The following is a 727-nucleotide window of genomic DNA, read 5'->3' as shown; positions in this document are numbered from 1 at the left end:
AGACCGCCTTATTTCAGGTACTCAAAAAACCGATGATAATTTAATAGATAGGGCTATTCGCCCTAAACTTTTAGCTGATTATGAAGGGCAGCCACAAGTAAACGCACAAATGGAAATTTTCATTGAAGCGGCACGCCAGCGTAATGAAGCCTTAGATCATCTGCTTATTTTTGGACCGCCTGGTTTAGGTAAAACGACGTTATCTCATATCGTAGCGAATGAATTAGAAGTTAATATTAAAACGACATCTGGACCAATTTTAGAAAAAGCCGGGGACTTAGCGGCACTGTTAACTAACCTTGAAGAAAATGATGTGCTTTTTATTGATGAAATACATCGTTTAAGCCCGATTGTTGAAGAAATCTTATATCCAGCGATGGAAGATTATCAGCTAGATATCATGATTGGTGAAGGACCAGCTGCACGTTCTATTAAGCTAGATTTACCGCCTTTTACATTAATTGGCGCGACTACACGAGCAGGGTCGTTAACGTCACCTTTGCGTGACCGTTTTGGTATTGTGCAACGATTAGAATATTACGATTTAAAGTCATTAACAAAAATTGTGATGCGTAGTGCGTCACATTTAGAATTAGATATGGATCAAGGAGGCGCGGTTGAAGTTGCTCGTCGGTCACGTGGAACGCCACGTATTGCCAATCGTTTATTACGACGAGTGCGTGATTATGCTCAAGTTAAGAAAGCTGCTGTGATTAACGCTGATATA

General features: G+C 40.3%; 1 protein-coding gene. It reads left to right on the top strand.

Going from position 1 to position 727, the window contains the following annotated elements:
• On the top strand, positions 1-727 hold a 727-nt coding region (ruvB, locus tag GQR38_RS19970), incomplete at both ends, for a Holliday junction branch migration DNA helicase RuvB (protein ID WP_165738007.1).

This window comes from Pseudoalteromonas sp. c7(2019), assembly GCF_011378625.1.
GTDB classification, from domain to species: Bacteria; Pseudomonadota; Gammaproteobacteria; order Enterobacterales; family Alteromonadaceae; genus Pseudoalteromonas; species Pseudoalteromonas arctica.
Note: the sequence above shows the minus strand (reverse complement) of the source record. Positions and strands in the feature narration are given on the sequence as shown.